The organism is Lujinxingia litoralis (assembly GCF_003260125.1).
Lineage (GTDB): Bacteria > Myxococcota_A > Bradymonadia > Bradymonadales > Bradymonadaceae > Lujinxingia > Lujinxingia litoralis.
In genome coordinates this window covers 232,378-239,832 of sequence record NZ_QHKO01000007.1, presented here as the reverse complement: position 1 = coordinate 239,832, position 7,455 = coordinate 232,378, and the positions used below count along the sequence as shown (strand labels likewise).

Annotated in this window: 5 protein-coding genes; all 5 read right to left on the bottom strand. The window is 68.9% G+C overall.

Annotated elements, in window-relative coordinates; genetic code table 11:
* Positions 1-23 precede the first annotated feature (23 nt).
* Positions 24-3,134: an efflux RND transporter permease subunit gene (locus DL240_RS15170; RefSeq protein WP_111730742.1), complete on the bottom strand. Its 3,111-nt coding sequence runs from the start codon at positions 3,132-3,134 to the stop codon at positions 24-26.
* A gap of 11 nt (positions 3,135-3,145) precedes the next feature.
* Positions 3,146-4,759 carry an efflux RND transporter periplasmic adaptor subunit gene (locus tag DL240_RS15165; RefSeq protein ID WP_111730741.1) on the bottom strand — a complete coding sequence of 538 codons (1,614 nt, stop codon included), beginning with the start codon at positions 4,757-4,759 and terminating at the stop codon, positions 3,146-3,148.
* Entirely contained in the window at positions 4,756-5,949 is a 1,194-nt protein-coding gene (locus DL240_RS15160; protein WP_158542615.1) for a TolC family protein, read from the bottom strand. Before DL240_RS15160 ends, DL240_RS15165 begins: the two co-directional genes overlap by 4 nt.
* 79 nt (positions 5,950-6,028) lie before the next feature.
* Positions 6,029-6,988 carry a M56 family metallopeptidase gene (locus DL240_RS15155; protein ID WP_111730739.1) on the bottom strand — a complete coding sequence of 320 codons (960 nt, stop codon included), beginning with the start codon at positions 6,986-6,988 and terminating at the stop codon, positions 6,029-6,031.
* Positions 6,985-7,386 (bottom strand): BlaI/MecI/CopY family transcriptional regulator, encoded by a 402-nt coding sequence (locus DL240_RS15150; RefSeq protein ID WP_111730738.1) that lies wholly within the window; start codon positions 7,384-7,386, stop codon positions 6,985-6,987. Before DL240_RS15150 ends, DL240_RS15155 begins: the two co-directional genes overlap by 4 nt.
* Positions 7,387-7,455: the final 69 nt, after the last annotated feature.

Genomic DNA, 7,455 nt, shown 5'->3' with positions numbered 1-7,455 from the left:
CCCGGGGCGGCGGGCTGCCAGGGTCATGGCATCGCGTCGGCAGAACGCGCGCTCGCGGACACCGAGCCAAAGCGCAGCACCACGGCCGGCACCACGAGCATATTCAGCACCGTCGAGGACACGAGCCCAAAGAGGATCACCATCGCCATCGGCGCCTGGAGCTCGCTCCCCGGCTCCCCGCTGGCCAGGGCAAGGGGCAAGAGCCCCAGTCCAGACGCCAGCGCGGTCATCAAGATCGGTGCCAGGCGCTCCGAGGCTCCCTGTATCACGGCCGCGCGGGGGTCACTCACCCCTTCGACGCTGACCAGGTGGCGGATGTGGGTGACCATCATGATGCCGTTGCGCGTGGCGATGCCAAAGAGGGTGATGAAGCCAATGATCGACGCGATCGAGATGACGCCGCCCGAGGCGAACACCCCCACGACGCCGCCGATCAGCGCCAGGGGCAGGTTGAGCATCACCAGCACCGCGTCGCGCACCGACGAGAGCGCGACGTAGAGCAGCAAGAAGATTCCCAGCACCACCATGAGTCCGAGCCAAAAGAGCGTGCGCGCGGCCTCTTCGGCGGCCTCGAACTGCCCGCCATACTCGACGTAGTAGCCCGTGGGGAAGGTCACCCCGGCCTCCACGCGCCGCTGAATCTCGGCGACCACCGAGCCCAGGTCCTCCCCATCGCCCACGTTGCACATGACCACGATCTTGCGCTCTCCCTTTTCGCGGCTGATCTGGTTGGGGCCGCGGTCGCGCTGGATATCCGCGAGGGCTTCCAGGGGCACCCAGGCGCCGCCGGGCGTGGGAATCATCGTCTGGCGGATCGTGTCGAGGTCTTCCCGAGCCTGGTCGGGGTAGCGAACGACCAGATCGAAGGCGTAGGGGCCGGTCAGAACCCGGGAGACGGTCCGACCGTAGAACGCCGTCTCGATCGTTTCGGCCACGTCGCGGATCTGGAGGTCGTACCTGGCGAGCGCGTCTCGGTCGAAACGCACGTTCGCAAAGGGGAGGTTCGCCTGTTCTTCCACCGCCAGGTCGACCACGCCGGCGACGCCTTCCATCTGAGCGCGGACCTCTTCGGCGAGGCGGCGCAGCTCTCCCAGATCCGCCCCGAAGATTTTGACGGCGATGTTGGCGCGGGTGCCCGAGATCATGTGGTCAATGCGGTGGGAGATCGGCTGCCCGATGACGATGTTCACGCCGGGGACCACGCTGAGGTCGGAGCGGATCGCCGCAAGCAACTCCGCCTCGCTGCGCCCCTGCATCTCCAGACTCACATCGATCTCCGAGGCGTGGATGCCCTGGGCGTGTTCGTCGAGCTCAGCCCGCCCGGTGCGCCGGGAGGTGGCCACGACCTCCGGGTGCTTCAGGAGCAGGGTTTCCACCTGATGGCCCAGCTGATTCGACTGCTCCAGAGAGGTGCCCGGGAAGGTCACCACCGAGACGGTGAGCGCCCCCTCGTTGAACTCGGGCAAAAAGGCGCGCCCGGCCTGAAGCCCGGCCGCACCGGCCAGGACCACGGCCACCAGCGAGGCCATGGCGAGCACGGGCCAGATGGCGAGCGCCCGCTCCAGGAGCGGTTCGTACACGCGGCGCAGCCAGCGGATGGGCCCGGGCTCTTCGCCGGTTTTGACGGCCTGACTGCCGGGCAAGAGCAGCGAACAGAGCACCGGCGTCACGGTGAGCGCGACCACCAGCGAGGCTGCCAGAGACACCACGTACGCGATGCCCAGCGGCTCCAGCAATCGGCCCTCGACGCCGTGCAAAAAGAAGATCGGCAAAAAGACCAGCACGATGATCAACGTCGCGAATACGATGGACCCGCGGATCTCTTTGCTCGCCTCAAACACGATGTCGAGCGTCGAGGTGCCCCCCTCGGGCCCCACCCGCTCCCGGAGCCGCCGGACGACGTTTTCGACGTCGATGATGGCGTCGTCGACCAGCGCCCCGACCGCAATCGCCATGCCGCCCAGCGTCATCGTGTTGAGGCTCGCCCCCAGCGCATCGAGCACCAGCACCGCGACCACCAGCGAGAGCGGGATGGCCAGCGCCGTGATGAAGGTCGCCCGGCTGCTCAGAAGGAAGAGGCCAATGATGACGATGACCAGCAGCGAGCCGTCGCGCAGCGCGTGGGTGACGTTGTCGACCCCGGTTTCAATGAAGTCCGCCTGGCGCAACAGGCGCCGCTCCAGGTTCACGGCAGGCGGGAGGCTCGCCGCGATATCATCGAGCACCGCGTCCAGCTGGGCGGTCAGCTCCAGGGTGTTGACTCCGGGCTGCTTCTGGATGCCGAGCACCACGCCTGGCAAGCCGCTGATGGCCGCGTCGCCGCGCTGGATGCCGGTGCCCACCACAACGTCGGCCACGTCCAACACCCGCACCGGCGCGCCGTTGCGCGGGCGCACCACGGCCCGCGCGATATCTTCGGCCCCGCCGACTCGCCCGAGCCCGTAGATGAGGTACTCCTGGCCCCCTTGCTCGTAGAACCCGGCCGAGGTGTTCTCGTTGGTGGCGCTCACCGCGTCGATCACATCGTCGAGGGTCACCCGATGCTCGGCGAGGTCGGCCGGGCGCACCTGCACTTGGAACTGCTGGACGCCTCCGCCAATCGGGACGACCTGAGAGACCCCGGGGACGGCCAGCAGCCGGCGGCGCACATCCCAGTCAGCGATGGTTCGGAGCTCGCGCGGGGCGACCTCCTCGGAACTCAGGCCGATGAAGAGGATCTCCCCCATGATCGAGGCGATCGGGGCGAGCACCGGCGGGTCGAGCTCCGGCGGCAGCGAGGCTCCGACCAGCTGGAGCTTCTCCGCGACCACCTGGCGCGCGGTGTAAATGTCGGTTCCCCACTCGAACTCAATCCAGATGACGGAGACGCCCACCGAGGTGGCCGAGCGCACGCGCCGGACGCCGCTGGCGCCGTTGAGCACCGCCTCGACCGGAAACGTGACCAGTCGCTCGACCTCCTCCGGCGCCATGCCGTGGGCCTCGGTGATCACCGTGACCGTGGGCGCCGTCAGATCCGGGAACACATCCACCGGCATCTCGCGCGCCTGCACGATACCCCAGACGATCAGGGCCGCGGCCCCGACTAATACGAATAATCGGTTGTGGAGAGACCACCGAATGATGGCATCAATCATGGTGCTCCTCCTTAATGTGCGTGGCCGTGGCCGATCGACTCGGTAGACGTTGACGCGAGTTTCACCGCGTAGGCTCCCACGGCGACGACCCACTCCCCGGGGTGCACCCCCTCGACGATTTCCACGTCGTTGCCGTCCCGGATCCCCAGGCGCACGGCCCGACGCTCAAAGGTTTCTCCCCCGGTCTGCACGAAGACGACGTCGGTGCCCGAGTCGTCCACGACCGCGGTCAGGGGCACGGCGATGGCCTCCCGGGGCTCCTCGACGATCAGGTGCGCCCGGGTCTTCATGCCCGCGAAGAGCTCGCGGCTCCCGTTATCGATGCGAAAGCGCACGGGTAAGGTGCGGCTCTCCTCGTCGAGTTCGGTGCCGATGGCGATCAGGGCCGAGCGCGGCACCTCGATGACGTCGGGCACGTTGTCCAGCTGGAACCAGGCCCCGGAGACCTCGCGGAGGCGTCCCACGTAGGCCTCGGGCACGCCGACGCTCAGGACCAGGCGTTCCCGGTCGACGACCCGGGCCAGGGGCATGCCCTCGGAGACCCAGGTCCCGGGCGATACGAAGAGCTCGGCGAGCGCGCCTTCCAGGGGCGCGGGCACGGCGAGGGCATCTCCTCTGCCGCCGACGCGCTGGGTTTGAGACAGGCTGTTTCGCCGCCGGCGGGCGCTCTTAAACTCGGCCTCGGCCGTCTCCAACGCGCTCTGCGCCTGGTCGAGGCGGCGCGGGGCGACGACGCCCTGGGACACCAGGGGCCCCAGGCGCTCCACCTCGCGACGGGCCGCGTCGACGCGGATCTGCGCCTGGTCAACCGCCAGATCCAGCGTGGCCGGATCGCCGCCCTCCCCGGGCGCGGTGGTGAGCTGGAAGAGCAGCGCGCCCTGATCCACCGACTCGCCAACCCGCGGGAAGCGACCGCCGGGCGCCAGCACGCGACCTGCGCGCGGCGCGCTGACCACGGCCTCGGCGTCCGGGGGCTGCACCAGGGTGGCAAAGGCCGGAAGGTTGGGACGCAGGGGCCTGACACGCGCCCGGGCGACGCCAAAGGGCACGCGCCACTGCTGTTCGAGCAGGTAGGAGATCTGCCCCTGAGCCGCGGGCTCCTCCGAGGCCGCCAGGTTGGCGCCGTTGCGCGACGAGAACACCACGAACTCGCCAAGGTCGTGCGTCTCGTGGAGCGCCTCAGACGTGAGCGCAAGCGTGACGCGCCGCCGCCCGGGGTGGGCTGGCTTCACGATGGGCCGGAAGATGCCGGCCTGCGAGGGCTGCTCCACCGTGAATCGCTCCAGCGGGGCGTCGCCACCGCTGAGTTCGACCACGACCGTCCCCGAGCCCATGGCGGCGTGGTCGCTCAGCCGGGTCAGGTGAGCGGCAAAGGGACTCGCTTCGCCCACGACGAGCGCGGGGAACTCGACGAAGAGCTGCGTGTGCTCTCCCCAGAGGGTCACGACCTCGGAGGCGTCGCCATGGTCGTGGCCGTGGTCATCGTGCCCCGCGCCATGGCCGGCTCCCGCCGCGTGGGGATGAGCGCCCTGCTCATCATGAGGATGGTCGTGGTCGTGATTGTCAGCACACCCGGCGAGCATCAGCAGCGCCCCGAGCAACGAGAAGAAAGGTCGTGAAGTCATTGGGGCACTCCGAGGCTACGGCTACGGTCGAGCGCAATGGCAGCGCGACGCGCTTCCCACTGCAGATCGAGGCGAGCGAGTTGAAGATCGGCATCACTTTCAAAGGCATCGAGCAGCTCGGGGAGGGTGGCCTCCCCGGCCTCGAAGGCCACCTGCGCGAGGCGGGTCAGCTCGCCATCGTGGGCGGGGTCGGACATCGCTTCGAGCGAGCGAAGCGCAGCCTCCAGACGCGCCTGCGCCGCCGCGTGCTCGCGGGTCGCAAGGCTGGTGAGCAAGGCCAGCTCGCGGCTGGCCTCCAGGTGTTGGGCGCGCAATTGCTCTCGCCGAGGCGCGTCGGTGTTCCAGAAGGCCAGCGGTAGCGCCAGCGTTACGAGGAAGCCGTGTCCGTCGCTGGAGCCCGCATCGACGTAGCGGTAGCCGGCTCCCAGCGCCCAGCCTCTCAAGAAGGGGGAGCCCCAGGCGTCGAGTTCGGCGCGCAGCGCGCGCTTTTGGTGCTGAAGCCGCTCAAGCTTCGGACGCCGGAGCTCCCCGATCTCAGCCGAAGGCGCCGCGGTGGGTTGGAGGTCGCCGCGCAGCCGGGGGCGTGTCTCCCAGGTGGTCCACCGCTCCAGGTTGGCCCAGGCCTCGGCCAGCACCGCGGCTTCGCTTGCCCGGCGCGCTGTGGCGAGTTCGATTTCGCGCCGGATGCGGCGCGTCTGGTAGGCCGAGACGTCGCCGCGGGCCTCGCGCGCCTGCACACCTGTGAGTCCCCGCTCCAGCCCCGCGATCCAGGCGTCCATCACGGCCATCCGCTCCTGGTGGTGCCGCACGCGGAAGAACGCCTCACGCACCGTCGTGGCGACCTCCAGCCGCCAGCTCTGCGCGGCGGCCCGCAGCGCGGATTCTCGGTGGGGCCAGGCCTCCCGCAACGACGCGCGCCATCCCGAGAGGTCGAAGCTCTGCTCTACCAGCGCCGAGAACTCCAGGTTGCGGACGTCGGCGTTGCCAAAGACCTGCTCGTGAGCCAGCTCCAGGGTGGGCATCGGGATGACGAGTTCCTCGTCGACCTCGGCGCGGGCCCCGGCAATTCGAGCGCTGAAGCGCTCTTCGATGTCGGGGCGCGCCAGCGCCGCGCGGACGACCTCGTCGACGCTCACCTCGCTTTGTGCGCTCGCGCTCTGGGGAAGCGCGAGCACACCGAGGAGCGCCATGACCCACGCAAAAGACCGATGGACCATCGGACTTTTAAAAAAGACAAGTGTACGAAGAAAGACGTGCAAGGCATTCACCTCAGTGAAGCAGGAGCGTTACGACGCGCTCAATCAGGTTGTGGATCGGTCCGGCGCCCAGCGCGGCAAGCACGACGACGCATGTCATCGGCCAGGCGGGCCACCAGCGAGACAGGGAGGGCGGGTTAAGCAGATGCAGCACCCGGGCTTCGAGCGACGAGGCCCCCGCAGACATGCCAAAGGCCGGTTGCGGGAGTCCGAGACGGGCCACCTCGGTGAGCGCGGCCGCCACCTGCACGCGCCCCTCTTTTTGTGCCGCGGCCCGATCGCAGGCCTGTTCCCGGGCCAGGGTCAGTTCACGCAGCAGATCGGCGCGGAGGGCGCGAGGAAGTATCGCCGCCGCAAACCCGTCGAGAAGCGCCCGGGTGGTGTCCCGGCGACGCACGTGCGCGCGCTCATGGCGCACGATGATGGCCAGCGTCTGAGGCGACACCGAGGCGAGGAGTCCCGTGCTGAGCAGAATCACCGGGTGAAGCACGCCCACCGTCAGCGCGATCGGCTCCTGCCGATCGAGCAGGCGGATGTCCGGCCCCAGCGAGGAGGGACGACTCGTGCGCACGAGCGCCGCCGCCAGGCGCCTCTCCTGCCAGCGGGCCCACGCCGCGCGCGCCAGCAGGCACACCACCGGAAGCAGCACCGCCGCGGAGATGGACCAGGCCAGCGGATGGTTCGAGAGGTGGGGCGGGTGCCAGAGGCAGAGGTGATGGTGGTGTCCGCCGTGGAGCGTGCAGTGGTCCCCGAAGCCCAGGAGGGCACCCAGGGTCCCCGGCAGCAGAGACGCCACCAGGACGAGCGCCGGAATCCAGAAGGGGGCATAGAGCCACAGCCGTGCCAGAAGCGCGCGCGGCCCCGGCGGCATCCCCGACGACAGGCGCGAAGGCGCCAAAAAGACCGTGCCGAGCCATGCAACGAGGCCGATGAGCGCCACAGAAAACGTGACGATCTCGAGCAATCCGCTCATTCCCCCTCCGTAAGGCGGGCGGCGATCATGGCCTCGAGCTTGCGAAGCGTCTCCTCCCCGCCAGCCTCGGCCACGTCCACAAACGCCGCCAGAAGCCCGGAGCGCTCCTCGCCAGCAAAGCGCGAGGCGATCGCGCCGATGAGTTGACGCTGCAGCTCCGCCCGGGTGACCACGGCGGTGTACACGTAGGAGTGGCTGACCTTTTCGCGCTCCAGCAGGCCCTTATCCTGGAGTCGCTTGAGCGCGGACGACACGGTGTTGACCGAGATCCCCCGCGCCACGCCCACTCGCCGGTGCACGCCGCCCGGGCTGAGGGGGCCCTCGTGCCACAGGGTTTCCAGCACCTCTTGCTCGAGTTCACCCAGTGCCAGGTCAGGAAATCGCAGGATATGAGACATAGAACGCTACTCCATCGAAGGTGAGCGTCAGAGTTAGGCAGCCGAACTCCGACTGTCAATCGGAGTTTT